Source organism: Roseateles sp. DAIF2 (genome assembly GCF_015624425.1).
Lineage (GTDB): Bacteria > Pseudomonadota > Gammaproteobacteria > Burkholderiales > Burkholderiaceae_C > Kinneretia.
In genome coordinates this window covers 3194426-3219678 of record NZ_CP049919.1, presented here as the reverse complement: position 1 = coordinate 3219678, position 25253 = coordinate 3194426, and the positions used below count along the sequence as shown (strand labels likewise).

Annotated in this window: 20 protein-coding genes; 9 read left to right on the top strand and 11 right to left on the bottom strand. The window is 67.8% G+C overall.

Annotated elements, in window-relative coordinates; translation table 11 throughout:
* Positions 1-2: 2 nt before the first annotated feature.
* The gene (locus G8A07_RS28170) at positions 3-8135 is read left to right on the top strand and encodes a GH36-type glycosyl hydrolase domain-containing protein (RefSeq protein ID WP_195792797.1); all 8133 of its coding nucleotides are present in this window, start codon (positions 3-5) and stop codon (positions 8133-8135) included.
* A 16-nt stretch (positions 8136-8151) separates the two neighbouring features.
* Here the strand turns inward: G8A07_RS28170 and G8A07_RS14735 are convergent, their stop codons facing one another.
* A complete protein-coding gene (locus G8A07_RS14735) occupies positions 8152-9042 on the bottom strand; it encodes an OmpA family protein (protein WP_195792796.1) in 891 nt (296 codons plus the stop codon).
* A gap of 140 nt (positions 9043-9182) precedes the next feature.
* On the opposite strand from G8A07_RS14735, the gene G8A07_RS14730 reads away from it, so the two are divergent.
* The 3 genes from G8A07_RS14730 to G8A07_RS14720 all read left to right on the top strand — a co-directional run bounded on the left by G8A07_RS14730 (position 9183) and on the right by G8A07_RS14720 (position 10460).
* Complete coding sequence (locus G8A07_RS14730) at positions 9183-9746, top strand: bacterioferritin (protein ID WP_195797784.1); 564 nt, start codon at positions 9183-9185, stop codon at positions 9744-9746.
* 42 nt (positions 9747-9788) lie between these two features.
* A complete protein-coding gene (locus tag G8A07_RS14725) occupies positions 9789-10106 on the top strand; it encodes a BON domain-containing protein (protein ID WP_195792795.1) in 318 nt (105 codons plus the stop codon).
* Between the two features lie 81 nt (positions 10107-10187).
* Complete coding sequence (locus G8A07_RS14720; protein ID WP_195792794.1) at positions 10188-10460, top strand: hypothetical protein; 273 nt, start codon at positions 10188-10190, stop codon at positions 10458-10460.
* A 12-nt stretch (positions 10461-10472) separates the two neighbouring features.
* On the opposite strand, the gene G8A07_RS28105 is transcribed toward G8A07_RS14720, so the two are convergent.
* Together G8A07_RS28105 and G8A07_RS14715 are read right to left on the bottom strand one after the other, a co-directional pair.
* Positions 10473-10598 (bottom strand): hypothetical protein, encoded by a 126-nt coding sequence (locus G8A07_RS28105; protein ID WP_256441031.1) that lies wholly within the window; start codon positions 10596-10598, stop codon positions 10473-10475.
* Positions 10598-10975, bottom strand: a complete 378-nt coding sequence (locus G8A07_RS14715; protein ID WP_195792793.1) for a hypothetical protein — start codon at positions 10973-10975, stop codon at positions 10598-10600. Before G8A07_RS14715 ends, G8A07_RS28105 begins: the two co-directional genes overlap by 1 nt.
* 385 nt (positions 10976-11360) lie before the next feature.
* Here G8A07_RS14715 and G8A07_RS14710 point away from each other — a divergent pair, with 385 nt between their 5' ends.
* Both G8A07_RS14710 and G8A07_RS14705 read left to right on the top strand, forming a co-directional pair.
* Positions 11361-11639 (top strand): hypothetical protein, encoded by a 279-nt coding sequence (locus G8A07_RS14710; RefSeq protein ID WP_195792792.1) that lies wholly within the window; start codon positions 11361-11363, stop codon positions 11637-11639.
* Between the two features lie 191 nt (positions 11640-11830).
* Entirely contained in the window at positions 11831-12577 is a 747-nt protein-coding gene (locus tag G8A07_RS14705) for a serine protease (protein WP_195792791.1), read from the top strand.
* Between the two features lie 271 nt (positions 12578-12848).
* On the opposite strand, the gene G8A07_RS14700 is transcribed toward G8A07_RS14705, so the two are convergent.
* Entirely contained in the window at positions 12849-13502 is a 654-nt protein-coding gene (locus G8A07_RS14700; RefSeq protein ID WP_249936999.1) for a response regulator transcription factor, read from the bottom strand.
* Positions 13499-16558, bottom strand: a complete 3060-nt coding sequence (locus tag G8A07_RS14695) for a sensor histidine kinase (RefSeq protein WP_195792790.1) — start codon at positions 16556-16558, stop codon at positions 13499-13501. The genes G8A07_RS14700 and G8A07_RS14695 overlap by 4 nt, the downstream gene beginning before the upstream one ends.
* Before the next feature lie 223 nt (positions 16559-16781).
* On the opposite strand from G8A07_RS14695, the gene G8A07_RS14690 reads away from it, so the two are divergent.
* Positions 16782-17387: a response regulator transcription factor gene (locus tag G8A07_RS14690; protein ID WP_195792789.1), complete on the top strand. Its 606-nt coding sequence runs from the start codon at positions 16782-16784 to the stop codon at positions 17385-17387.
* A 109-nt stretch (positions 17388-17496) separates the two neighbouring features.
* Here G8A07_RS14690 and G8A07_RS14685 read toward each other — a convergent pair whose 3' ends face one another.
* Genes G8A07_RS14685 through G8A07_RS14665 form a run of 5 tightly spaced genes read right to left on the bottom strand, consistent with a single transcriptional unit; the run spans position 17497 to position 22298 of the window.
* Positions 17497-19095, bottom strand: a complete 1599-nt coding sequence (locus G8A07_RS14685; RefSeq protein ID WP_195792788.1) for an MFS transporter — start codon at positions 19093-19095, stop codon at positions 17497-17499.
* The gene (locus tag G8A07_RS14680) at positions 19092-19484 is read right to left on the bottom strand and encodes a DoxX family protein (protein ID WP_195792787.1); all 393 of its coding nucleotides are present in this window, start codon (positions 19482-19484) and stop codon (positions 19092-19094) included. The genes G8A07_RS14685 and G8A07_RS14680 overlap by 4 nt, the downstream gene beginning before the upstream one ends.
* The gene (locus G8A07_RS14675; RefSeq protein ID WP_195792786.1) at positions 19484-21361 is read right to left on the bottom strand and encodes an amidohydrolase; all 1878 of its coding nucleotides are present in this window, start codon (positions 21359-21361) and stop codon (positions 19484-19486) included. Before G8A07_RS14675 ends, G8A07_RS14680 begins: the two co-directional genes overlap by 1 nt.
* Complete coding sequence (locus tag G8A07_RS14670; RefSeq protein ID WP_195792785.1) at positions 21354-21626, bottom strand: XapX domain-containing protein; 273 nt, start codon at positions 21624-21626, stop codon at positions 21354-21356. The genes G8A07_RS14675 and G8A07_RS14670 overlap by 8 nt, the downstream gene beginning before the upstream one ends.
* Positions 21627-21644: 18 nt before the next feature.
* Complete coding sequence (locus G8A07_RS14665; RefSeq protein ID WP_195792784.1) at positions 21645-22298, bottom strand: hydrolase; 654 nt, start codon at positions 22296-22298, stop codon at positions 21645-21647.
* 272 nt (positions 22299-22570) lie between these two features.
* On the opposite strand from G8A07_RS14665, the gene G8A07_RS14660 reads away from it, so the two are divergent.
* Positions 22571-23533 carry an alpha/beta fold hydrolase gene (locus G8A07_RS14660; protein ID WP_213086165.1) on the top strand — a complete coding sequence of 321 codons (963 nt, stop codon included), beginning with the start codon at positions 22571-22573 and terminating at the stop codon, positions 23531-23533.
* A 101-nt stretch (positions 23534-23634) separates the two neighbouring features.
* Entirely contained in the window at positions 23635-24144 is a 510-nt protein-coding gene (locus G8A07_RS14655; protein ID WP_195792782.1) for a hypothetical protein, read from the top strand.
* Between the two features lie 66 nt (positions 24145-24210).
* Here the strand turns inward: G8A07_RS14655 and G8A07_RS14650 are convergent, their stop codons facing one another.
* On the bottom strand, positions 24211-24741 hold the full coding sequence (locus G8A07_RS14650) for a ParB/RepB/Spo0J family partition protein (RefSeq protein WP_195792781.1): 531 nt from the start codon (positions 24739-24741) through the stop codon (positions 24211-24213).
* Between the last annotated feature and the right edge of the window lie 512 nt (positions 24742-25253).

The following is a 25253-nucleotide window of genomic DNA, read 5'->3' as shown; positions in this document are numbered from 1 at the left end:
CAATGCTGCGGCGCCTGATACCCGACGCGCCGCAGACGCTCTACCTGATGCTCGATGCAGCGGCCGGCCCTTTGCAACCGCCAATCCGGGCCGAAATCTTCGGTGCGCAGCGCTTTGCCGAGCATGCCCGCAGCCTGGGTGAGACACACCGCGCCGGCGCCGCGAGCTGGCATCGCACCCGCTTCTTTCCACGCCTGCGCGCCAATGTGCGCATGCTGCATGCGGCCCAGCGCTACATGGTCGAACCCGCCGGCAGCGGCGATACGGACAGTCCGGCGGCCGATTGGCTGCTGGACAATTTCCACCTGATCGAGTCCCAGCTCCAGGACATCCGCGAAGCCCTGCCGCGTCCCTATTTCCGCACATTGCCGGTACTGCAGGACGAGCCGCTGGCCGGCCTGCCGCGGATCTACGGCGTGGCCTGGGCCTTCGTCGCCCATACCGACGGGGCCTTTGACGAGGACCTGCTGCAGCAGTTTCTGTGCGCCTATCAGCAAACCCGTGAACTGAGCCTGGGCGAGATGTGGGCCTTGCCCACCAATCTGCGTGTGGTGCTGGTCGAGAGCCTGAGCCGGCTCGCGGAACGGCTGGCCGCCCACAAGGCCGCGCGCGAAGCGGCTCGCCTGTGCTACCAGCGCGGCGATGCCTGGGACATGGCGGCGATGGACGAGCTGCTGGAGCTGCTGCGGCGGCGTGGTACCGATGCGGTTTTCCTGGCTCAACTCTGGTTGAGCCTGCAGGACGGGCAGGGCGCCGAGCGCACCGGCCTGCGCGCCTGGGCGCGGCGCGTGCTCCCCGATCCGGCACCGCTGCTTGCCCAGCAGGAGCGAGAGCAGACCGCGGATAACCTCAGCGTCAGCAATGCGGTGGGTTCGCTGCGTCGCATTGCCGGTGCGGACTGGCCCGAGTTGATTTCGCGCAGCAGCGCGCTGATCGGGCTTCTGCAGGGCGCGCCGCTGTTCGCCGCCGAACATGCCGACACGCGCGATCAGAGCCTGCATGCGATCGAACATTTGGCGCGACGCAGTGGGCGCGGCGAGATGGCCGTGGCCAGGCTGTTGCTTGACCTGATGCGGCGTGCTGCCGCGTCAGCCGACGAGCCGTCCGCGGCGCCCGGCTACTGGTTGCGGGATGCCGGTCGGCCGGAGCTGCTGCGTGCTCTTGGCCTGCCTAACCGGGCGTCCCGCTGGCAGCCCTGTGTGCTGCCTCTGTATTTGGGGGCCCTGACGCTGCTGAGCCTCGTGCTCACGGGATGGCTGCTACGGGGGCAGGTCTTGCCTGCGTGGGCCTGGCCTGGCGCCGCGCTGCTGGTGCTGCTGCCGGCCTCCGAGGCGGTGGTGGCCCTGCTGCACCGACTGATCAGCGAGTCGCTGCGTCCCGTGCCCTTGCCACGGCTGGCGCTGGCCGGCGGCATTCCGGCGGACCACCGGGTCCTGGTGGTGATCCCGGCCTTGCTCAGCGACAAACCCACGATCGACGCGCTGTGTCGGCGCCTGTTGCTGCACCAACTGGCCAATCCGGAGCACGAAGCCCAGTTCGCCCTGCTGGGCGATTGGACCGACGCCGACGCCGCTGCGCTCGATGCCGATGCGCCGCTGCTCGAACATGCACTGGCGGCGCTGGCTGAGCTGAATGCCGGTGCTGAGGCACAGCCAGGCACATCGCGGTTCGTCTTGCTGCAGCGCGAGCGGCGCTACTGCATCACCGAGCAGCGCTGGATCGGCTGGGAGCGCAAGCGCGGCAAGCTGGAGCAGCTGATCGCCCAACTGGCCGGCGGGCCGACGGGGGCCTTCCTGGATCTGGGGGCCGCCTCGACCCTTGCCCCCGACATCCGCTATCTCGTCACGCTGGACAGCGACACCTGGCTGCCGCCCGGCACGCTGCGCGATCTGGTCGGGGCGGCGGCGCATCCGGCCAACCGGCCGCGTCTCGCGGCCGACGGGCGAAGCGTTTGCGGCGGTTTTGCCATCCTGCAGCCTCGCCTGGTCATGCCGCTGCCGGCACCGGTCGAGGCCACCGGCTATCACCGACTGTTTGCCGGCCAGGCCGGCATCGATCCCTATAGCGCCGCCGGCTCGGAGATCTACCAGGATCTGTTCGGCGAAGGCAGCTACAGCGGCAAGGGCTTGCTGCAGGTGCAGGCCATGCACCAGTTGCTGGGAGACCGGTTGCCCGCCGATCAGGTGCTGAGCCACGACCTGCTGGAGGGCGCACTGGCGCGTTGCGCGAGGCTTGGCGACGTGGCGCTGATCGAGGCGCCGCCGGCCCATCCCGATGTGGCTGCCGCCCGCCTGCACCGCTGGATGCGCGGCGACTGGCAGCTGCTGCCCCTGCTGCTGCAAGCGGCCCGCTATCCGCTGGGGGCGCTCAACCGCTGGAAGCTGTTCGACAATCTGCGCCGCTCGCTGGTAGCGCCCGCCGGCCTGGGCCTGCTGCTGCTCAGCTTGGCCGGCCAGCTGATGGCGCCCTGGGTGGCGCTGATCCTGGTGATGGCGGCCTTCTGCGCGGGCCCGACGCTGGGCGCGCTGGCGGGATTGACCTCGGCGCGGGTCGACCTGGCTCGACGCCATTTCTACAAGCTGGCGTTGGCGGAGCTGGCGCGCGCCCTGGCCGGAGGGCTGTGGCAACTGGCCATGCTGCCGGGCCTCGCGGGCTTGGCCTTGGATGCGGTGGCTCGCACGCTCTACCGGCTGCTCTTCAGCCGCCGCCATCTGCTGCAATGGACCACGGCCGCCGCGGTGCAGTCCTCCTTGTCCACGCATCCGCTCGCCTTGCTGCGCCGCCATGGACGTGTGCCGCTGCTGGCCGTGCTTCTGCTGCTGGCGACCAGCGCAGCGGCCTACCTGCTGCCGGCGGCAGCGCTCGGGCTGCTGTGGGCGGGTGCGCCGCTGTGGGTGGCCTGGGCCGGCCGGGGGCGGCGCCCGCCCAGGCCGCTGCGGGCCGCGGATCGCGAGCAGTTGCAAGGCATCGCACTCGACACCTGGGGCTTCTTCGAGCATTGCATCGGCCCTGCGGACCGCCATTTGCCACCGGACAACCTGCAGCTGTTGCCGGTCGAGGTGCTGGCGCATCGCACCTCGCCCACCAACATCGGCCTGTACCTGCTCAGCGCAGCCTGTGCACAGGCCTTCGGCTGGATCGCCGCCGCCGAACTGGTGGAGCGGCTGGAGGCCACTTTGGCCAGCATGGCCGGGCTGCAGCGTCATCGCGGGCATTTCCTCAACTGGTACGACACCCAGACGGGCGCGGCCCTGCTGCCGCTGTATGTCTCCAGCGTGGACAGCGGCAATCTTTGCGGTCATCTGCTCGCCGTGGCCCAGGCCTGCCGTGCCCTGGCGCCGGAACATGCCGACCTGGGGACCCGCCTGCTGGCCATCGCGGCGCGCGCCGAGGCCTTGGCGCGCGAGGCCGATTTCGCATTCCTCTATCACCCCAGGCGCCATCTGCTGCACATTGGCTATCGGGTCATGGAGCAGCAACTCGATGCGGCCTGCTACGACCTGCTGGCGTCGGAGTCGCGCCTGGCCAGCCTGCTGGCGATCGCGCATGGCCAGTTGCCGGTGAGCCATTGGACCGCGTTGGGCCGGCCCTTGCATGCGGTGGGCACATGGGCCTGCCTGCGCTCCTGGTCGGGCTCGATGTTCGAGTACCTGATGCCGGGACTGGTGCTGGCGGAACCGTGGGGCAGCCTGCTGGAAGAGTCGGGGCGCGCCGCGTTGCGCGAACAGATCGACTTTGCCCGGGCGCATGGGCTGCCCTGGGGCATCTCCGAGTCCGCCTACGCCGGACGCGATCAGAGCCTGGCCTACCAGTACGCGCCGCAAGGCGTGCCGCGCCTGGCGTTGCGGCGCAGTCCACCGGAAGAGCTGGTGATCGCACCCTATGCGACCGCCTTGGCGGCGCAGATTGCGCCGGATCTCGCGTGCCGCAATTTCTCGACGCTGCAGGCGCTGGGCGCGCGCGGCCGCTTCGGCTTCATCGAGGCGCTGGATTTCACGCCCGAACGCCAGCAGACCGGCGAACCCTGCACCCCGGTGGCCACCTTCATGGCGCATCACCAAGGCATGAGCCTGGTGGCCCTGGCCAATGTGCTGCTGGACGGGGTCGCCCAGCGCTGGGCCATGGCGAATCCGCATCTCCAAGCGGTGCTATCGCTGCTGCATGAGCGCGTGCCGCGCGAGATTGCTCATCTGCGCCTGCCGGTGCTTGCGGGGACGCCGCTGGCGAAGCAGCGCCCCGGGCCGGGCCAGCGGCGCGAGCTGCGGCCGGGCATGAGCGCGGTCGAACCCAGCCATCTGCTCTCCAATGGTCGATACCGTGTCGCGCTACGCCCCAACGGTGCCGGCTGGAGTCGCTGGGGCATGCAGGACCTGACCCGCTGGCGCGACGATGCATTGCGGGACGCCTGGGGGCATTTCTTCTTCCTGCGCCCGCGACCCGGCGCGGCCCTGGTTTCCTTGAGCCAGCATCCGGCGCCGGACAACGCGGCGGACTACCGCTGCGTCTTCCATGCCGACCGGGTCTGCCTGACTGCCGGCTGGTCTGGATTGCAAACCCAGCTGACGGTCTGGGTCAGCCCCGAGGACGATCTGGAGTTCCGCCAGGTGGAGCTGCGCAACCTGGGCGACGAGGTGCTGGAACTGGAACTGATCTCGGTGCTGGAACCCACCCTGGCGATGGCGGGTGCGGACGAGGCGCATCCGGCCTTCAGCAACCTATTCATGCGAGCCGAATGGCTGGCCACCCAGCAGGCTTTGCTGTTCGAGCGCCGGCCGCGCCGCGCCGCCGAGGCCGGCTTGCTGGCCGCGCATTTCGTCGCCGCCGCCGAACCGGCACCGCTGGCGGTCCGCCTGCAGACCCAGCGCGAGCATTGGTTGGGCCGCAACCGCGCGCCGCACGAGCCGGTCGGTGATTTGATGCCACCGGTGGCCGGTGAGCTGATCACCGGGCTGGATCCGATCTGCGCATTGGCGCTGACGCTGCGCATTGCGCCGCAGGCCAAGGCCTTGCTCACCTTTGCCACCGCGGCGGCCGGATCGGCTGAGCTGCTGCAGGCGGTGATCGACAAGTACCGCCAGCCCAGCCATATCGAACGCGCCTCGTTGATGTCGGCCACGCTGGCCGGCATCCAGTTGCGCGGGCTGAAGATCGGGGCCGAGCATTTCGCCGCGGTGCAGAGCCTCAGCACGGCGCTGCTGCTGACCCTGGCGCGCCCGCAGCGCGAGGCGCCCGAGATGCGCAGCGACCGGCGCCTGCTGTGGCGGTTCGGGCTTTCGGGCGAGCGGCCCATCGTGCTGGTCAGTGCCGGCGCGATGCAGGGCTTGAGCTTGCTGCGAAGCCTGGCCCAGGCCTTGCGTTTGTGGGCCTGGGGTGGGGTGGCCTGCGATCTGGTGGTGCTGAATGCCGAGCCGGCCTCCTACCAGATGAGTCTGCAGCGCGAGCTGGCCGCGCTGCGGGAGCGGCATCAGGCCGATGCCCCCGAGGCCACCGCCTTTGTCGTGCTCGATGCCAGCAGCCTCGATGCGAGCGAGCTGGAAACCTTGCACCGGCTGGCGCGCCTGCACTTCCATGCCGATGGCCGCCCGTTCCTGCGACAGGTCCAGGCCTGGACCGATTGGCACGAACAGGCGCTGGAGCGGCGCGAGGAGGGCGCGACCACGCTGGTCGGGCGGGCCGTGTCGGCGCGGCAAGCCACTCTGGCGCCGGTGGGGCGCTTCGAGCGGGACAGCGGCGAGTTCCGCTTCAACGTCGGTCCCGGCATGCGGCCGCCACGGCCCTGGATCAATGTGCTGGCGAACCCCGGTTTCGGCGCCCATCTGTCCGAAAGCGGCGGGGGCGGCAGTTGGGCGCAGAACAGCCGGCTGCATGCGCTGACCGCCTGGTCCAACGACCCGGTCGCCGACCCGCCTTCCGAGCATTTTCTGGTGCAGGACCTGGAGACGCGCGAATGCTGGAGCGTCGCCCCTTCGGCCTGGGGCGATGGTGCCTTGCGTTATCGCGTTGCCCATGGCCAGGGCTACAGCCGGATCACCCATGACAGCGGGGGGCTGGTGTTGAGCGCCACCTGGTGCGTCGATCCGGTGACGGCGCTCAAGCAGGTGCAGCTGCTGCTGAGAAACCATGGCAAGCGCAGGCGACGGCTGCGCCTGATAGGGCTGGTCGAATGGCAGCTGGGTGCCGGGCGTGGCGAGCGTGCCGACCTGGCAACGGCCCTGTACTGTCAGCGCCTGCCTGTCGGCCGATTGCAGGCGCTGCTGGCAACGCGCTGCGAGCAGGCGGGCGGTTTCGGCGGCGCCACCGCCTTTCTCGCGCTGGCGCCCGGCGAGGCGGATGAGGACGCCGACTGGAGCTGCGACCGGCGCGAGTGTTTTGATGCGCGTGGCCGATTGCAACTGCCGGATCATTTCGGGCAGCAGCGGGCGGCAGGCCTGGACCCCTGCGCTGCGCTGGCGACCCGCCTGAACCTGGCGCCGGGCGACTCCGCCGAGCGTGTGTTCTTGCTGGGCCATGCGGACAGTCCGGCCGCGGCACGACAGCTGGCGGCCGAATCGGCACTGCGGCCGCCGGGCGAGCGACTGGTTCTGGCGCGGGCGCAATGGGATGAGCTGCTGAATGCGACGACGGTATCGACGCCCGATCCGCTGTTCGATGCGCTGGTCAACCGCTGGCTGCTCTACCAGACCGTGGCCTGCCGGCTCTGGGCCCGGGCAGGCTTCTACCAGGCCGGCGGTGCCACCGGGTTCCGCGATCAGCTGCAGGATTGCCTGGCCCTGAGCTGGGCCGCGCCGCGTCTGCTGCGCGAGCAGATCCTGCTGTGCGCCTCGCGCCAGTATCCCGAAGGCGATGTTCAGCATTGGTGGCATGCCCCCGGCGGGGCCGGCGTGCGCAGCCATTGCTCCGACGACCGGCTGTGGTTGCCCTGGGCCTGCATCCACTACTTGCGCGCCACGGGTGACGCCGGGCTGCTGGGTGAGCTGTGCCCCTTTGTCGAGGGCGCGCCGGTGCCCGAAGGGGCGGAGGATCTGTACGAGACCCCCCGGGCCAGCGAGGGGCGCGCCAGCGTCTACGAGCATGCAGCGCGCGCGGTCGATTGCAGCCTGGGCGTGGGGGTGCATGGCCTGCCGCTGATCGGCGGCGGCGACTGGAACGATGGCATGAACCGGGTCGGCCATGAGGGGCGGGGCGAATCGGTCTGGCTTGCCTGGCTGCTGGGGCGCTTGGTGGCCGACTTCACGCCGCTGGCGGTGGCGCGCGGCGAGGCGGCGCGGGCCCAGCGCTGGGCGAGGGCGGCCGCGGGCTGGCAGGCGGCGCTTGAGGGACCGGCCTGGGATGGTCGCTGGTACCGGCGTGCCTTCTTCGACGATGGCAGCCCGCTGGGCGCTGGCGCCAACACCGAGGCGCGCATCGATCTGATTGCCCAGGCCTGGTCCGCGCTGTCGGGCTTGGCGCCGCCGGAGCGCCAGCAGCAGGCCATGGCCGCGGTGGAGGCCGAACTGGTCGACCCCGCGGCCGGCTTGATACGGCTGCTGCATCCGCCCCTGGTCTCGGCGCGACCCGAAGCCGGCTACATCCAGGCCTATCCCGCCGGCGTGCGCGAGAACGGCGGGCAGTACAGCCACGCCGGGGTCTGGGCCCTGATGGCCCAGGCACGGCTGGCTCGGCACAGCCTGATCGGCAGCGGCGATTGCGATCTGGCCTATCGCTATTTCTGCCTGCTGAGCCCGGCGCATCGCAGCGCCGATCCGACCCAGGGCGCGGTCTACGGGCTGGAGCCCTATGTCATGGCGGGTGACATCTGCAGCGCCCAGCCCTATGTGGGCAGAGGCGGGTGGAGCTGGTACACGGGCGCGGCGGCATGGCTGCACCGAGCCGCCTTGGAGTCGATTTTTGGCCTGCGCCTGGAAGCCGAATCGTTGAGCTTCGCGCCCTGCCTGCCGACGCAATGGCCGCGCGCCGAGCTGAGCCTGCGCAGGGCGGGGCGGGAACTGCGTTTCGTCCTGCTGCGAGGCACGCCCGGCGAGACGCTGGCGCTGATGGAGAGCGAGAACGCGCAGCTGCTGCGCCCCGGCCAGGTGCTGGCCTGGCCGGCCTTGCGGGCACCGCTGAGCTGCTTCGTGATGCCGCTGGGTGACTGATGCCGATACTACCGCGCTAGCGGGGGAGGAGTTGCCCCCTGTCATCGGACAGCAGGATCTCGACGCGGCGGTTCTGTCGGCGGCCGTCCTGGCTGTCGTTGCCGGCCACGGGATGGTCCTCGCCATAGCCCCGGGTGTCCAGCCGGTCGCGACCGATGCCGCGGCCCACCAGGGCCATGCGCACCGCGTCGGCGCGCCGGTCCGACAGGGCATGGTTGGCGCCACTGCCGCCCTGGTCGTCGGTGAAGCCCTCGATCAGGGCGCGACGTTGCGGGTACTGGGTCATGAAGTCGACCAGCTTGTCAATGCTGCGCAGGCCCTCGGGGCGGAGCTCCGAACGGTTGCTGTCGAACAGCAGGTCGCCGATCGTGATCACCGGACCGCGCTCGGTCTGTTTGGCGTTCATGTCACGCAACCAGCTTTCCAGCAGCCGGTTGCGCGCCTGGGCGGCATCGTTCTGCTGCAGGGCCGCCTGGGCCTGGTTCTGGGCCAGGCCGGCCGTCACGCGGGCGGCATCGACTTCGCTGGTCCGGGCGGCCAGGCGCAGCCGGTCGCTCTCGGCTTGGGCGCGCAGGCTGGACAGCTCGGCGGCCCGGCGGCGGGCGGTCTCCTGCGCCAGCGCGGTCTGCTGCTTGGCCAGGTGGGCCAGCTGGGTCACGGTGGCGGGCGGATCGTCGCGCTGCCAGGCGGCGTCGGCCAATGCCAGCGCGGTGCCGGCCTGACGCAGCTCGGGCGCGGCGAGTTCGCGGGTCTGCGGATCGTTCATGGTCTGCCGGTAGTTGCCGCGGGCTTCGACCAGCAGGGCATTGTCGGCAGGCATGGAGCTGCAGGCGCCGAGGGCCGCGCAAACGGACAGCAGGGCTGCGGCGAGCGGGCTCGGGGTGAAGAGGCGATGGGATGATTTCATCAGGGGTCTCCTGGGGAGTTGCCCGAGCAGCCTGGGCGCAGGACGCATTGCGGTCGGTGCGTTGACGCACCGACTGTCCTCGTCAGCGGGCTCAAGATTCCAACCACGCCCCGCAAGGACATGCAATGAACGACCAGCTAATGAACGCCCCCCCTCGACAGCAGGACCTGCAGGACGATCCTTCGCACCTGCGCCTGGATAGCCATGCCATCGAAGAGGCCCGCCTTTGCCCGGATCCGCCGCGCGGCATGCCATTGCAAGCCGGAGCTTGGCGCGAGGATCTGATCCGCTTGCTCAATGATGCGCTGGCCACCGAGCTGGTCTGCGCATTGCGCTACAAGCGCCACCATTTCACTGCCCATGGGCTGGCCTCGCCCAAGATTGCCGAGGAGTTCCTGGCCCATGCGCAGGTCGAGATCGTGCACGCCGACCGCCTGGCGCGACGCATCGTGCAGCTCGGCGGCGTACCGGACTTCTCGCCGGACACATTGAGCCGGCGCAGCCATGCCCTGTACGACGCCTCGCTGGATCTGCGCGCGATGCTGGGCGCGAACCTGGTGGCCGAACGCGTGGCCATCGAAATCTATAGCCAGCTGATCACCCTGATCGGCGGCAAGGACGCCAGCACCCGGCGCCTGCTCGAAGACATCCTGGCTGAGGAGCAGCAGCATGCCGACGAGTTGAAGGGCTGGCTGGCCGATTGAGGCCGCCGGAACAGCACATCATTCATCCCTAGGAGTATTGCCATGAACGTCACCCGTCAGATCGTCATCGCAGCGCTGAGCGCCGCCGCCCTCTTGAGTACGGTCGGTTGCGCCGTCACGCGCGGCCAGGAAAGCGTGGGGTCCTATCTCGACGACAGCGCCATCACCACCGCGGTGAAGAGCCGCTTTGTCGATGACCGCGGCGTTGACGCCTCGGCCATCAGCGTCGAAACGCTCAATGGCACCGTGATGCTGTCGGGCTTCGCCAAGAGCCAGAATGAAAGAACCATGGCCGAAGGCCTGACCTGGAAGGTGGCCGGCGTGAAGCAGGTGAAGAACCAGATCATCGTGCGGCCGTGATGCGAGACCGCCGGCCCGCGCCCAGCGGGCCGGGCGGGCCATCAACATCTTCACTGCCCGATTGAACCGAGGAAGTGGTCCATGGCCACGGCGCTTCTGACCGGTGTGCTTGGTGCAATCGGCGCGCTCGGCCTGTTGACCGCCTTCGGGGCGGTCGTGCGGGAGGGCGTACGCCAGGGTGATGCGGAACGCCGCGCCAGCAGCCTGCTTGCCGAGGCCACCTGGCGCTGTCGGACCTTGGCGAATCACCCGCTGCGCGAAACCTGCCTGCAGCGTTACCTGCAGGAGAGGCCGACCAGCAGCGCCGGCGTGCAGGCCTTGGTGATCACCGTTGCGACCTCCATGCCCCGCTGAGCCGGCCGGTCATCAGCCAGCGCCGGGCGGGCGTTTGCCGACGATCGGAACATAGGGCCTGGGTGCAGCCTTCTTCTCGAGCTGCTTGGGTTGCTTGGGCTTCTTGGCTTCCTTGTTGCCCCGTTGGCCTTTGGACATCATGGGCTCCTGGTGAGGGGTTGAGCCGCCTTGACCAGCAGGGCTGCGCAGGCGTTGGCCACGGCGGTGAGGTAGGGCGGATTGCCGGCGGTCGAGCCGGCGGCCCAGCCGCCCTTTTCAACGAAATCGCCCTGCGACCAGACCTCGGTCTTCAGCAGCGCTACGCGCTGGACCTCGACGTCGCTGGCGCGCTCGAATCTCTCCGTGCAAACCGGCGCGAGTGCGGTCACGACCGCATCGTTGGCGCGCGCTTGAGCAAGGGCTTCGGAGCGGCTGCCGGTCGTCCAGCCTCCCCAAGTGAAGCCGATGACGGCCAGCGCCACAGCGCCAGCGGCCGCACCCCATAGTGCGGGCTTGGTTTCGATCGGGATGTTCATGGCATTCCTTGCGTGTGTGCGCAGGCACCGATTTCGCTCATCCTGCATGCGCGCTGCGACCGCTGTCACGGGCATCAAGAAACCGTCCCGCGCGTCAGTCCGAGGACAGAGTCCTTCTGATCGTCGGCCGTTGTCGGTGCGATACCGCACCGAGGCAATCCGACTGAGGCAGCCATGCTCCGGCAGGTCGGTCTGATGCGCCTCGGGCCGTTCTGCCAGCCGGTTCGCCCGCAATGTTGGGTAGCGCACCGACTACGCCTTCCGCTCGATGCAGGATGGTGCTGCCGCTGGTTCCACGAGCCCGGCTCAAGTGATCGAGCCGCGTTCGTCCCGCAGTCTGTATTTGCGGCCGGCGGCGCCAATTCGTTTTCAATGGGAAACCACTATGAACCGTTCAGACCTGCAAGACACTCCGACGCCAGTGACGCAGATCGTCGATGGCGAACTGAATCCGGCTGCCGCGCATGGCAGCGAAGCGGTTCGTAAGCTCATGACCAAGGCCGGGGATGCGGCGCAACGCAGCGTTGAGCACATGCGCGACCTGGCCGAAACCTGGCGAGACGGTGCGTCCGCGCATGTCCGTACTCATCCGGTGCGTTCGGTGCTGATCGCGACGGGCACCGGCCTGCTGCTGGCGCTGCTGGTGCGCGCTCTGAGACGTTGACGCGAACGAGCCGCCGGCCATGACCGGGCCTATCCCTGCCCCCCGGGGCGGTCACTGGCTTGGCCTGGATGGCTGGCCACGCCTGTCTTGGCGTCGTCGACTCGGGCATCGAGGCCCGGGTGACGAGGCACAGGAACATGGGCGGTTACGGCCGGCAACTTCAACAGCGGGGTTCATGCGGACGCCGACCCATGGATACGCCTCAGCCTCAGCCCCACCATGTGGAGTCCCTGCTGCTTGCCTGTACCCGCGTGAACACCTTCATCGGCCCCCAGGCCCTGACGGCGGCCAGCGGCTTCTTCTTCCGGCACGGCGTGCGTCTGTTCCTGATCACCAGCCGCCATGTGCTGCTGGACCTGGCCGCAGAGCACAAGCCTCAGCGCATCGAGTTTGCCTTGCACGCTGCCGGCGCGGACCTGACCCGGCAATATGGCGTGTCGCTGCCGCTCTATGACAAGGGCATTCCGCTATGGCGCCAGGCCACCGACAGCGGTGGCGACGTGGACGTGGCCGCAGTGGAGGTCCCATCGATGCTCATGCCGCGGCATCCGCGGCTCTTTGCTTTCACCCCCAGCCACATCCAGGTGCAGATGGATGCCGTGCGTCTGGGCCAGCCATTGCTGGTGGTGGGATTCCCGCTGGGCTTTCACGATACCCTGCACCACCTGCCGGTGGCGCGCGGTGCGGTGGTGGCTTCGGCCTTTGGCGTGCGTTTCCAAGGCCAGGGTTGCTTTGTCACCGATGCCCCCATGCATAGCGGCAGCAGTGGCGCGCCGGTGGTGCGGCACGATCCGTACGGCGAGTGCGACCTGCCCTGGCAGCTGCTGGGTGTGCACGCCTCCCGCATGGACATGGCATCGCGCGACACGCGGCGCGACGCCTCCCTGGGGCTCAACCTGGCCTGGTACTCGGACGTGCTGCTGATATTGACCCGGTAGGAAGATTCCGTACCCGGCGAGAATTTGCAATGCCGCATGCGGTCTTTCTGATCCTCCTGATGGCGCAACTTAATCCCTTTGAACATTGTTGTCGCGCCCCGGCGTCACGCTAGTCCTAGCGAACCAGCCGAGTTCACTGCGTTCAGGCAAGGGCCGGCCGGACACCTTGGTGGTGCACTTTCGATCGGTGGCATACCGCAGGCAACCTCCGGCCGTCAGTGGCGATCTTCCTCAGCGCGTCTTTGCCGATCCCTGAGTGTTTGCCCCCTCTTTAGGGCGAGCTCCACAGGTCCAGGATGCCGCGCCGCAGTGCGATCACCACGGCCTGGGTCCTGTCCGAAGCATCCAGCTTCAGCAGGATGTTCTTCATGTGGCTCTTGACCGTATCTTCGGACATCCCCAGTGCGTCACCGATCCGCTTGTTGGATCCCCCTTCGTGACAGAGCTGGCGCAGCACATCGGTTTCCCGCGCCGAGAGTTGATCGGCCATCGCGTACTCGCCCAACGCCGCCGCCACCTCGAGCGGCACATGGCGCCGGCCCGCGTGAATGCTTCGGATGGCGTCGACCAAGTCGCGCCGTATCGCGTTCTTCAGCAGGTAGCCGCAGGCACCGGCTTCGAAGGCCCGGCGGGCTTGCGCATCACCCTTGTAGGTCGTGAGCACCAAGATCCGCGCTTGTGGATGACGAGAGATCAAACGTTGGATGGCAGATGTTCCATCCAGCTCGGGCATCTGCAGGTCCATCAAGATGACATCGGGATGCAGGCTGTCAAAGCTGTTGATGGCTTCATGGCCATCGGCCGCCTCGCCGACGAGAAGCATGTCGTCCTGTGCTGCCAGCAAGGCTGCAATGCCCTGGCGCATCAGCGGATGGTCGTCCACCGCCAGTACGCGGATCTTGGTGTCGTTGACAGATGGGGTCACGGTCTTTTCTCCTCCCTGCGACGGCCCGATGTCCGGTGGCCTGGCAGTTCATTGCCTGATGGCTTTTCATAGCCATCAAGGTAGACAGCGGCTGCAGGCACCCGGCACTCGACTTCGGTACCGGCATGTGGGCGGCTGGTTACGCTGAGGCGAGCTCCGAGGAGGTGGGCCCTCTCGTGCATACCTGCCAATCCCCAGTGCCCGGGGCGGGCGCCAGGCACCAGCTGCTCCGGCGACATGCCGACGCCATCATCGCGGATGCGCAGCACCAGTTCCTTGCTATGGAAGGCGATCTCGATTTCAACCTGGCGGGGCTGCGCATGCCGAAATGCGTTGGTCAGCGCCTCGCGCGCAAGGCTGTACAGCTCGTCGCTGGCGATTCGCTGCAAGGGGCGGGGATCACCGAGGCTGACCTGCCGGAAAACCGTATCCCGCCCCTCCGCCATGTCGCGCCCCGCCTGGGCAAGGCGTTCGGCCAAGAGCACGCCGTCCAGGGCCGTGGCGCGCAGGTCCAGCACGCGCTCCCTGGCTTCCAGCACCACTTCGTCGGCGCGATCCAGAACCTCCTCGATCCTCTTTCGCACCGGCTCGTGCTCCGGCAGGCGCGAAATCAGGCCCTGCACATGCACGATGAGGCCCTGCGTGCCTTGCAGAAGCGTGTCATGCAGTTCGCGCGCGATCCGCTCCCGTTCACCATGAAGCGCCTCAAGCCGAAGGCGCACGCGAGCCGCTATGTTGCGAGCGCGCAGCCGGTAGGTTGCCCAGGCCATGGCCAGCAGCAGTGCGACGCAGGCTGCGATGAACGGACGGCTCTGAACCAGGGTCGGTGGAAGGGTGAAACTGATTTCGGCGGCGTCCTTGCTCCAGACGCCGTCGCTGTTCGCTGCGATCACGCGGAAGCGATAGTCGCCGGGGCCGAGGTTGGCATAGGTGGCTTCCCGCCTGAAGTCGGCGTCTTGCCAGTCGTCGTCAACGCCCTCAAGCCGATACCGGAACCTCATCCGGTCCGCGTCGGCCGGAGTCAACGCCGTATAGCGAATCGCGATGTTCTGAGTGCCCGGCTCCAGAGCCAGCCGGGGATCCGGGCGATACACCCGATCCCCGACCCGCAGGTGTTGCACTTCTACGGCAGGGGGACTTTCGTAGCGCGTTAAGGTGGCCGGATGCAGCCATGCAATGCCGCGATTGGTCGCAAACCACAGTCGACCCCGCCGATCACGCAGCGCCGTCGGACTCGGGTAGGCTTGCAAGGCGATCCCTGGCAGGCCATCCCGCCAGTTGAGCAAGCGGTAGTTCAGCTTGGCGTGCGCGCCCGCAAACAGCGCCGGAATGTCAGCGGCTTGCAGCTGCACGATGCCTCGCCCGCCGTTGAGCCAGAGATTGCCATCCGCGGATTCGACGATGCCGCTGATGTGTCCGAAGCTGTCATCCCTCTCTGCCGACAACGTGCTGAAGCGCGAGCCCTCCAAGCGAGCCAATCCGGCTTCCCCAGCCACAAAAACGCCGGCCGAGCCGCTGTGGATGGCCGTGGTTCTTCCGGTCAGCAGACCTTCGCCGCTGCCATAACGACGCAACTGCTTGCGATCCGGCGAGAGCTGAACGGCCTCGTCGTCATAACCGAACCAGACCGTCTCGTCCGGCCCGATCGTGATGACGGTCGGTGAGCTTGCGCCGCTACCTTCGACGCGTGCTTCGCGCAGCGATCCCGTCGGACCGACGTAGAACACGCCCCGACCGCTGATCGATAGCCAGGCGCCGCCTTGCCGGTCCGGTGCCAGGGCAAGGACATTGAGGAGGCCCTCCGCCAAGTCGCTTCCCATGCGCTGGCGGAGCCCCTGGTGCTCCCGCCAGATGCCTTTGGCATCGACCTGCCAAAGCGCGCCATCCGGGGCCCGCAGCGCGAACCGTAGTCGTTCGCGAGCCGGCTGCGGTGTCGGTGCATGCGGTGGGTCAAGCAGCAACGCCTGAGCGCTGTGCGACGCCAGCACACCGTCGGCCTGCAGCGCCAACACGAATCCATGGCGTTGCGCGCCGGAGAGCTCTCCGACGGTCTTCAGGCGTTGCCGCCGGAAGCTGGACAGACCATTGTTGGTGCCGACCCAGACCTCGCCTTCTGCGGTCTGTAGCAAAGGCACAGCAACCGCAGAGGGCAAGCCTTGCCGGGGCGTGAATGTCTCCAGCCCGTCGGATGCGTTGAGACTGCGGCCTGCTGGAATCGCTGCCGGCGTGCCGAGCCGGCGCACACCTACTCCAGCCTCACTCAACCACAGGCTGCCATCCGCGGAGAACAGCAGCTGCTTGGCTCGGGCAAACGGCTGGTGGTCGTTCTCTGGGAGTGGCGAGGGCGGCATCGGCTTGTCGCTCAAGGGGCGGGTACCACTGCGTGAGTCTGATAGCCAGATGCGTCCGCCGGGTTCTTCGGCCAGAACAGCAAATCGAGAGATCTTCTCGTGCCGGACCTCGAAGCGCTGGCTATGGGGCGGCAACCAAGCCAGGTGCTCCCGCCCGGCCACCCATAGCCGGCCTTGGCTATCGGCAAAGACATAATCGGCGCCGGCGTCCGGATAGTTCCAGCCGGTGCCGATGCGCTGCCATCGCCGGCCGTCAAAACGCGCGAGCCCTTGCTCGGCGGCGGCCCACAGGGCGCCGTCCGGGGTCTGCGCCAGGCGCAGCACACGGCCACCCGGCAAGCCCTCCTGCTGGCCGAAGGCGGCAACCATGCCATCCCTGAGGCGAACCACGCCTCCGGAGAAGAGCCCGACCCAGATGTCGCCACTGGGCAGGACTAGCAGCGCGTTGATATTGGTCGATCTCAGCCGCTGCCCTTCGCGCAGCGGATAGCGATCGAAGCGTACGCCGTCGAAGCGATACAGCCCCAGCCCCGTGCCGAGCCACAGATAGGCGGATGGTGCCTGGGCCAATGTCCACACATCGGCAGGCGCGCCTTCCTCCACGGTCCAAGCCTGGTGCGAGAACTCGGCCAGTGACGGTGGCGCCGCCTGGGCGCCGCCGGCAGCCAGCAGTAGAAGGAGGAGCCAATGCCGGACAACGCGCATCACGGCCTCGTGGCGAGGGTGGCGCCCAAGGCCGCGGCAGGTGGAGAGTATCCGGAAGAGGCGCGCTGCATGATGGAGGGAGTGGAGGAGGGGAGCTTGCCGGACTTTAGCGGTCTGAAGCTCACTCTTTCGGGTGATCTCGCACTCGCTGGGGCGGGTCTGTGGCGACGCTTCCCGTGACCCTAGCATCGCCGCCATAGCAGCAATCACAGGGAGCATCGCCATGCAACAAGTCGCAGCACCGGCGCGCATACGCGTGGCCATCGAGCATGCCGAGCCCTTGGTCGCGCTCGGGCTGAGTGCCGCGTTGAGCCAGCAGTCCGACTTCGACCTGGTCGACTCGCGGGGGGGCTCGCAGATCGTGGTGGCCGACTATGTGCGCGGGCTGCAGCTGGCGGTTGAAGCGAGGCACCGCCCGCGTGGTGTTTGGCAGGCCCGGGTGCTGATCGTCACCAGCCAGGAGCGAGAGCATGAGGTGCGCCGAGCTCTCGAGGCGGGCGTCGACGGGTATCTGGCCCAGGGCTGTGAGGTGCCGGAGTTCCTGTGTGGTCTGCGCCAGTTGGCCCGTGGCTCACGCTACCTGAGTGCCACCGCCGCTCGGCGCATCGCCGACAGCATGGCTCGCTCGGCGCTGACCCAGCGCGAACAGCAGGTGCTCGCGCTGGTGGTGCGCGGCAAGGGCAACAAGGCAATCGCCCTGGCGCTGGAGGTGTCGCTGGGCACGATCAAGGCGCATATGAAGGGTCTGATGGGTAAGCTCGGCGCCGCGACCCGAACCGAGGCAGCCAACATCGCGGTCGAACGTGGCTTGGTGCGCCTGGAAAGCTAGATCAGCTCCGGTGCTGATGCCAACTCGGCTGACCACCCGTGCCGTCGTAAGGCGGTCATCTAAAGGCGGGGCCGCTAGCTGCGCAGTCGATACCAGCCGGCACCGTGGTTCATGGCCCCTTGTGCCTGCACTCCGGAGACAGCGCCAGCAGATGGCGCACCGCCGGTGCCTGCTCGCCAGTGTGCCATTGACGCAGCGTCTGCTGCAGGTCCGCGTCGGCGTGCGACCCGCGGCGGTGCTGGCGCTGGTGCTCGGCCCAGGACTCGACGATGAACCATTCGACCAGCAGCTCGGGCCTCTCCAGGTCCTCGGCCACGCCCCAGGCCGAGGCACCGTCGCGCCGCCGGACCAGGGCCAGCTCCTGCAGCTTGTGCAGGAAGGCAGGGCGGTTGGCTGAGGCGACGCGATACTCGATCTGCACGATCACCGGCCCTCGCGCCATCTCGGCATCCGCCGCCGGCTGCGGAGGTTCCGGCCAATGCACGAAGGGCAGGGGATCGGCCTCGCTGCGCGGCAGGGCCCAGGCCCGCGCCACCATGGAGCTGATTGCCAGGCTGGCGGCCGCGATCAGCAGCGCGGCGGGGATGCCGCTCCATTGCGCCACCGCGCCCCAGGCCAGGCTGCCCAGGGTCAGTGCGCCGTTGAACACGGTCAGGTAGACCGCCAGCCCCCGACCGCGCACCCAGTTCGGCAGGATGGCCTGGGCTGCGCCGCCCAGCGTGGTCAGCGCCACGATCCAGGCCATGCCCAGCAGGGCCATCAGCGCCAGGGCCAGGGCTTTCGGCGGTGCCAAGGCCAGCAGGGCCAGCACCGCAGCGGCACTGAGGCCGGCCGCCAGGAGCAAACCATCGGAATCCAGGCGAGCGCGCAGCCGCGGCAGCATCAGCGCACCGGCGATCGCGCCCAGGCCCACAGCACCAAGCAGCAGGCCGTAGAAGCTGGCGTCTCCGCGCAGCAGCTCGCGAGCCACCAGGGGCAGCAAGGCCCAGACCGCGCTGGCGCTGGCGAAGAACAGCACGGCACGCAGCAGCACGCGATGCAGCTCGGGGCTGGCGCGGGTGTAGCGCAGGCCGGCGCGCAGCGCGCTGGCGAACTGCTCGGCCATCGGATCGGGACCCGGCGCCGGGCGTCGCCACCACAGCAGCGCGGTAATCACCATCAGATAGCTGAGGACGTCGGTGCCGTAGGTAACGGGGGCGCCGGCCAGCCCCAGCAGCAGCCCCCCGGCCGCAGGCCCCAGCGCGCGGGCGACGTTGACTCCCAGCGAGTTCAATGCCACCGCATCGCGCAGCTGCTCGCGCGGCACCAGCTCGGGCACGATCGACTGCCAGGTCGGCCCCATCAGGGCGGCGCCGACGCCGCCCAGCAGGGTCAGCAGCAGAAGCCAGGGCAGGGTCAGGGCCTGAAAATGCGCGAGCAGCATCAAGGTGCCGCTGACCGCGGCGAGCAGCAGCTGGATCGCGATCAGGAAGCGGCGCCGATCCAGGATGTCCGATAGCACGCCGGCGGGGATCGCCAGCAGGAACACCGGCAAGGTCGCTGCGGCCTGGATCAGGGCCACCGCGGCCGGACTGGGCGACAGATCGGTCACCACCCAGGCGCTGGCCACGTCACGCATGAAGCTGCCGATGTTGCCGGCGATCGTCGCGACCCACAGCACCGCGAAGGTGCGTTGGCGCAACGGGCTGCCGGTGGGTGCTGCGCTCATGCTCGTTCGCGCCAGTCCATCCAGGCAACCAGCAGGAAGCCGCCGACCAGACCCCAATGCTCGAAGAAGGCGTTCATCAGCATGAAGCGTTCATGGCCTGTGGCCTCCCAGTAGCGGTTGGCCATGAAGGTGGCTGCCGCGGTGAAGAACGCCAGAGCCAGGGCGCCCAGCCAGCGCAGCCGTCCCGTAAGGATCAGCGCCGCCGCGCCCAGCTCCAGCGCGATCACCAGCGCCGCCATCAGCGGCGCCGGCCGCAGGCCGAAGTGGTTCATCTCGGCGATGGCCCCGGGGAAGTCGAATAGCTTGACCAGGCCGCCCTGCAGATAGGCTGCGCACAGCAGCAACAGGGCGACCCAGCGCAGCAGCGGGAGGTGTTGCTTGCCCAGCATCACACCGCCCAGCAGGCGCAGCCCAGCGCGCCCCAGAAGCTCTTGAAATCGGACACCGGCGCGTTGCTGGCCCAGGACTTGGCATGCGCGTGGCCATGCACATTGCAGGCGGTCGCGCAGGCGCAGGCCTGTTGCATCGCCGCCTGCGGCGGTCGGCCTTCTTCCTGCTCGCCCCAGGCGCCGTAGCCCCTGAAACGGCGCACGGGCGACCAGTCGGGCATGGCCGGAGGCGGCGCCGAGTCGTCATGCGCGGCGAACTCGCCGGCGCCCCACACCACCTTGCCTCCGACAACGGTCAGGAGCGCCGTCGTGTCGATGATCTCGCTTTCGGCGCAGGCGAAGAAGTCGCGGTCCGGCACCACCAGATCGGCCAGCATGCCGGTCTCGATGCGGCCCTTCTTGCCGACCTCGTTACTGAACCAGGTGACGTTCTCGGTCCATAGGCGCAGCGCGGCCTCGCGATCCAGGCAGTTCCTCTGCGGATAGAGCTGCAGGCCGCCGACCGTCTTGCCGGTGACCAGCCAGGCGAGCGAGACCCAAGGGTTGTAGCTGGCGACGCGGGTGGCGTCGGTGCCGGCCGAGACCTTCATGCCCTTGGCCAGCATCTTGGCCACGGGGGGTGTGGCTTCGGCCGCGTTGGGGCCGTAGCGCTCGACAAAATACTCGCCCTGGTAGGCCATGCGGTGCTGCACCGCGACGCCGCCGCCGAGTTTGGCGATGCGGTCCATCGAGCGCTCGGAGATCGTCTCCGCATGGTCGAAGAACCAGTTCAGCCCCTCCAGCGGCACGTCCTGGTTGACCTTCTCGAACACGTCCAGCGCGCGGCTGATGGTCTCGTCGTAGGTCGCATGCATGCGCCAGGGCCAGCGGTTCTGCGCCAGAATGCGCACCACCTCCTCAAGGTCGCCCTCCATCGCCTCGCTCATGTCGGGGCGCGGCTCGCGGAAGTCCTCGAAGTCGGCGGCGGAGAACACCAGCATCTCGCCGGCGCCGTTGTGACGGAAGTAGTCGTCGCCCTGCTTGTAGGCCGAGCCGGCGGTCCAGCGCAGGAAGTCTTCCTTCTCCTGCTTGGGTTTCTGCGTGAACAGGTTGTAGGCGAGCCGGATGGTCAGCTGCTGCTCCTTGGCCAGCCGCTCGATCACCTCGTAGTCCTCGGGGTAGTTCTGGAAGCCGCCGCCGGCGTCGATCGCGCCGGTCACGCCCAGGCGGTTCAGCTCGCGCATGAAGTGGCGCGTGGAGTTCAGCTGGTACTCAAGCGGCAGCTTCGGGCCCTTGGCCAGGGTGGCGTAAAGGATCGAGGCATTGGGCTTGGCGAGCAGCAGGCCGGTGGGGTTGCCGACGGCGTCGCGCAGGATCTGGCCACCCGGGGGCTCGGGTGTGTCCCTGGTGTAGCCGACGGCGCGCAGAGCGGCGCCGTTGAGCAGGGCGCGGTCGTACAGGTGCAGGATGAACACCGGCGTGTCAGGCGCCACGGCGTTCAGCTCCTCCAGCGTGGGCAGGCGCTTCTCGGCGAACTGATGCTCGGTGAAGCCACCGACGACGCGCACCCATTGCGGTGCCGGCGTGATGTCAACCTGCCGCTTGAGCATCGCCATGGCGTCGGCCAACGAGCGCATGCCGTCCCAGCGCAGCTCGAGATTGAAGTTGAGGCCGCCGCGGATGATGTGCAGGTGGTTGTCGATCAACCCGGGCAGCACGCGCCGGCCGTGCAGATCGATGATCTTGGTCTGCGGTCCGGCCAGGGCCATTACCTCGACGTCATCGCCGACGCGCAGAAAGCGGCCGTTCCTGATCGCAACGGCCTGGGCCGTGGGCTGGGAACGGTTCAGTGTCGTGATGCGGCCGCGATGCAGGATCAGGTCGGCGATATCAGCCATGCCGCTGCTCCTTCAACGACGCCTGCTCGGCACACTTGGGCAGCTCGCCGAACATGTGCGGCTTGACCTGGTGGTGCAACCAGGACACCTGGGCAGGGGCGCTGCCGAACAGCTTTTTCGCCAGCGGCGGCAGCTGCTCGCCGACCAGGATGCCCAGAAGCCCCACCAGCGCGATCACCGGCGGCGCCGGCGAGCGCACATTGAACAGGGCGTAGATCACGCCCACCAGCAGGCCGACGGCCAGCGATACGAGATAGGGCTTCATGGGCATCAGCTCCTGCGATCAGCCTTCGTGGGCGCCGAACATGGTCTTGGCGTAGATGATGCCCAGACCATAGGCACCGCCAAACTTCTTGGCGATGCCGGTGGTCAGCTCGTAGGTCTCCCCGCGCGCCCAGTCGCGCTGCAGCTCCAGCAGGTACTGCAGCGAGGTGATCGGCCGGGCACCGGCTTGCACCATGCGCGTCACCGCGCGCTCATGGGCTTCGGTGCTGACATCGCCGCAGGCATCGGTGATCACATAGACCTCGTAGCCTTGCTCCAGTGCCGACAAGGTCGGGCCGACGATGCAGACCGAGGTCCACAGGCCGGCGAACACCAGGCGCTTCTTGCCGATGGCGTTGACCACCTTGATGACGTTGGTGTCCTCCCAGGTGTTCATCGAGGTGCGGTCGATCAGCTCCTGGCCAGGGAAGGCGGAGGTGATCTCCTCGAACATCGGGCCGGAGAAGCTCTTCTCGGCCACCGTGGTCAGGATGGTCGGCACCTTGAAGCCGGCGGCGGCGTGCGAGATCAGCGCGGCGTTGTTGCGCAGCTCGACCGCGTCGATCGACTTGGTCGCGAAGGACATCTGCGACTGGAAGTCGATCAGCACCAGCGCATGGTCAGTGGGGGTCAGCAACTGGATGCCGGGGGTTGGGGTGGCGGTGATGGGCATGGATGATCCTCTCGAGGTTGGCGTTCGGTCTGCTTGCCGAGACCTTGTGGAAACAGAGACTGCCGCGGGCAGAGCGCTGGATGGGAGCGGTGCAGGCGAGGGCAGGGGTGCCAGTCTGATCTGCGATGGTTGATCCGGCATCCCTCCTACGGACAGGTTCGCCACCTTCTCTTCAGGGAGGAGGGCGCTCGACTGCCTATAAATGGGCTTGTGCCTCACCCATTCGGCCGATATCGAATCTGCCTCTTGGTGGTAGCAGATTCCCTTCTGAAATGGGGTGGCGCCAGGAGGTAGCGGCATCAAGACTGCTGGAGTTCCATGCCCCGTGGAGGCGCACCGCCTTGATCGGCGCGATCACCTCCCGTTCATCGCGGCGCGACACCCGCAACCCTGAAAGGAAGACCATGAGCCATATCACGACAAAGGACGGCACCCAGATCTACTACAAGGACTGGGGGCCGAAGGACGGCAAGGTCGTCACGTTCAGCCATGGCTGGCCGCTGAGCGCCGACGCCTGGGAAGCCCAGATGTTCCACCTGGCCTCGAACGGCTTCCGCTGCATCGCTCACGACCGGCGCGGCCATGGTCGCTCCAGCCAGCCGTGGAACGGCAACGAGATGGACACCTATGCCGACGACCTGCATGAACTGCTGAGCAAGCTCGAGATCAAGGGCGCGATGATGGTGGGCCATTCCACCGGCGGTGGCGAGGTGGCCCGCTACATCGGCCGCCACGGCAGCAAGCGCGTCGCCAAGGCGGTTCTGATGGGGGCCGTGCCGCCGATCATGGTCAAGTCGGCGAACAATCCGGTGGGCCTGCCGATGGAGGTCTTCGACGGCTTTCGCAAGGCATATCTGGCCGACCGCGCGCAGTTCTTCCTGGACGTTGCCAGCGGCCCGTTCTTCAACTTCAACCGCCCCGGCGTCAAGGTCTCGCAGGGTCTGATCCAGTCCTGGTACATGCAGGGAATGATGTCCGGGCACAAGAACGCCTACGACTGCATCAAGGCCTTCAGCGAGACGGACTTCACCGAGGACCTGAAGAAGTTCGACGTCCCCACGCTGATCATCCATGGCGACGACGACCAGATCGTGCCCATCCAGGGCTCGGCGCTGCTCTCGGCCAAGCTGGTCAAGGGGGCGGAGTTGAAGATCTATAAGGGCGGCAGCCACAGTCTCGGCGACACCGCCAAGGAGCAGCTGAACGCCGACCTGCTGGCCTTCGCCAAGGCCTGAACTGCCTGTGATCCGGCGCGGGTTGTGCCCGTCCGCCTGCGCCGGATGCGTTTCGAGGTCTGCAGCGACGCGGCGCAGAGGCTGAAAGGAACATCCTCATCATGCTTGGACTGTCCGCTCTCGGAACGGTGCACACCGCATTCGCTCTCGTGGCCGTTGTCTGTGGCTACGCCATGATCTTCAGGTCCGGCCGTATTGGCGCAGATCTGAGCTTCGGCAAGGCCTACATCGTCTGCACCGCCATCACCTGCCTGACCGGCTTTGGCCTCTTCAGGCATGGCGGCTTCAACATCGCGCATGGCCTTGGCGCCCTCACGCTGGTGGTTCTGGGCGTGGCCGTCGCCGCGGGGCGGTCCCGTGAAGTCAGCCGCCTCGCCATCTATGTCGAGACCCTCGGCTACTCGCTCACCTTGTTCTTTCACATGATCCCGGGCATGACCGAAACCTTCACCCGGTTGCCCGTCGGCTCGCCCTGGTTCAGCGGCCCGGAAGACCCGAAGCTGCAACAAGTCATTGGCCTCATCCTGCTGGCCTTCCTGGTCCTGATGGCTTGGCAGGTGCGCCGCATCTGGAAAACCCCGGCATCGGGGCATAGGACATTCGCAGCCTGAAGCGAATTGGCCAACTGGGGGACGTAACGGCCAGCCTCAGTTGCCATTGATCTAAGGTGCGCAGATTCACGCGCGAGGTCTACTTAGGTGCCTTGGATCATCAAACGCTGTGCTGTCCAGGATCTCACGCACCTCGGCCGGGAAGGTCGGCGCGGTCAGGCTGAGGTGCTTGGATACCCTGGCCGCCGACTTGTCCAGCTTCTCCGCGACCGTCTTGGGCTTGCCATGGATCGCCAGCAGCGTGCGGACGGCCTCGGCCGTCTCGCTCAGGCTGAGTTGCTCGCGCTGCAGGTTCTCGACCAGTTGCAGCGTCGCGGCCTCCCCGTCATCGGTCGTCACGATCACGGCCGGCACCTCGGTGATGCCGGCCATGATGCAAGCATGCGTTCGGCGCTGGCCGGCGACCAGCTCATAGCCGTTGCCGTCCAGGTCGGGGAGCTTGCGCACGACGATGGGTTGCAGCAAGCCATGGGCTTTGATCGACGCGGCAAGCTTGGCAATGCTCTCCTTCGTCAGGCCGGTGGACGTGCGCACATTGGCGCCCATGGCGATATCGGCGATGCGGACTTGCTGCGTGATTTGGGTATGCACAGACATAGCACTCTCCTGATGGCGCAGCGCGCCGTTTCGGCTCCCGGTATTGGGATACCTTCAGCAGAGACTTCCTCGCTCCCGCCCCTCGGGGCGGGCGGGGGGTGGGGGTCGGCGCCGGTGGTGCAAAAAGGGGTCGCTGCCGCAACCCCTGGAATAAAGACACCCCCATTGATCCCCCTCGCACAAGCACGGGGGTCAATGGGGGTGGCTCCAGGGGTGAAGGCAGCGGCCCCTTTTTGAGGCTGACTAGGCCGGGCGGCCGCGCGGGGCGTGACACCAAGCGTAGCGACTGGCGCGACCTGTGCAGCCCGGCCGGGTTAGCGAAACAGGCGAGGGCAGGGCAGTGCGCTAGGGATCGTTACCCGAATGGGCCAAGACCGCAGGGCTTGGTGGCGAAGCCATAGAGCCCGGTCCCGAAGGGAAGCGCTTAGGTAGTCTGATATTGGCGCAGACGTTTGTTACTGGGCCGCCACCGTCCAAAGCCACTGTCAATGTCACTTGCCTCAGCCTTCACG

What these genes read in the sequence shown, in the direction of transcription:
- G8A07_RS28170 (WP_195792797.1), top strand. Translation starts at nt 3, where the DNA reads ATGCTGCGGCGCCTGATACCCGACGCGCCGCAGACGCTCTACCTGATG.
- G8A07_RS14735 (WP_195792796.1), bottom strand. Translation starts at nt 9,042, where the DNA reads ATGAAATCATCCCATCGCCTCTTCACCCCGAGCCCGCTCGCCGCAGCC.
- G8A07_RS14730 (WP_195797784.1), top strand. Translation starts at nt 9,183, where the DNA reads ATGAACGCCCCCCCTCGACAGCAGGACCTGCAGGACGATCCTTCGCAC.
- G8A07_RS14725 (WP_195792795.1), top strand. Translation starts at nt 9,789, where the DNA reads ATGAACGTCACCCGTCAGATCGTCATCGCAGCGCTGAGCGCCGCCGCC.
- G8A07_RS14720 (WP_195792794.1), top strand. Translation starts at nt 10,188, where the DNA reads ATGGCCACGGCGCTTCTGACCGGTGTGCTTGGTGCAATCGGCGCGCTC.
- G8A07_RS28105 (WP_256441031.1), bottom strand. Translation starts at nt 10,598, where the DNA reads ATGTCCAAAGGCCAACGGGGCAACAAGGAAGCCAAGAAGCCCAAGCAA.
- G8A07_RS14715 (WP_195792793.1), bottom strand. Translation starts at nt 10,975, where the DNA reads ATGAACATCCCGATCGAAACCAAGCCCGCACTATGGGGTGCGGCCGCT.
- G8A07_RS14710 (WP_195792792.1), top strand. Translation starts at nt 11,361, where the DNA reads ATGAACCGTTCAGACCTGCAAGACACTCCGACGCCAGTGACGCAGATC.
- G8A07_RS14705 (WP_195792791.1), top strand. Translation starts at nt 11,831, where the DNA reads ATGGATACGCCTCAGCCTCAGCCCCACCATGTGGAGTCCCTGCTGCTT.
- G8A07_RS14695 (WP_195792790.1), bottom strand. Translation starts at nt 16,558, where the DNA reads ATGCGCGTTGTCCGGCATTGGCTCCTCCTTCTACTGCTGGCTGCCGGC.
- G8A07_RS14690 (WP_195792789.1), top strand. Translation starts at nt 16,782, where the DNA reads ATGCAACAAGTCGCAGCACCGGCGCGCATACGCGTGGCCATCGAGCAT.
- G8A07_RS14685 (WP_195792788.1), bottom strand. Translation starts at nt 19,095, where the DNA reads ATGAGCGCAGCACCCACCGGCAGCCCGTTGCGCCAACGCACCTTCGCG.
- G8A07_RS14680 (WP_195792787.1), bottom strand. Translation starts at nt 19,484, where the DNA reads ATGCTGGGCAAGCAACACCTCCCGCTGCTGCGCTGGGTCGCCCTGTTG.
- G8A07_RS14675 (WP_195792786.1), bottom strand. Translation starts at nt 21,361, where the DNA reads ATGGCTGATATCGCCGACCTGATCCTGCATCGCGGCCGCATCACGACA.
- G8A07_RS14670 (WP_195792785.1), bottom strand. Translation starts at nt 21,626, where the DNA reads ATGAAGCCCTATCTCGTATCGCTGGCCGTCGGCCTGCTGGTGGGCGTG.
- G8A07_RS14665 (WP_195792784.1), bottom strand. Translation starts at nt 22,298, where the DNA reads ATGCCCATCACCGCCACCCCAACCCCCGGCATCCAGTTGCTGACCCCC.
- G8A07_RS14660 (WP_213086165.1), top strand. Translation starts at nt 22,571, where the DNA reads ATGGGGTGGCGCCAGGAGGTAGCGGCATCAAGACTGCTGGAGTTCCAT.
- G8A07_RS14655 (WP_195792782.1), top strand. Translation starts at nt 23,635, where the DNA reads ATGCTTGGACTGTCCGCTCTCGGAACGGTGCACACCGCATTCGCTCTC.
- G8A07_RS14650 (WP_195792781.1), bottom strand. Translation starts at nt 24,741, where the DNA reads ATGTCTGTGCATACCCAAATCACGCAGCAAGTCCGCATCGCCGATATC.